The organism is Pseudoalteromonas sp. S1609 (genome assembly GCF_005887255.1).
Lineage (GTDB): Bacteria > Pseudomonadota > Gammaproteobacteria > Enterobacterales > Alteromonadaceae > Pseudoalteromonas.
Window position 1 is genome coordinate 1 of sequence record NZ_PNDJ01000213.1, and the last position, 239, is coordinate 239.

Annotated in this window: 1 protein-coding gene; it reads right to left on the reverse strand. The window is 47.3% G+C overall.

What is annotated here, in order from left to right; translation table 11 throughout:
- Positions 1–239 (reverse strand): hypothetical protein (locus CWB76_RS19480; RefSeq protein WP_138609758.1); only part of this gene is annotated, 239 nt, incomplete at both ends.

The following is a 239-nucleotide window of genomic DNA, read 5'->3' on the forward strand; positions in this document are numbered from 1 at the left end:
ATGGTTGACGACGAACTTTGGCCTTGTTAATTTTAAAAGCACCTGGTAATACTGAACCAACAGTGGCAACAGCAACTAGAAGACCTAGGAGGCAAACTGGTGCACCCCAAACAATATCACGCAGTTCATCACCACCAACATTAATTTTTGTTACACGTAGTGTATCTGCATCAGGGTGCTGGCCCCCTTCAACCCCCTCTCCTACACCAACACCATTATATTTGGCGGCTGCCGGCTCT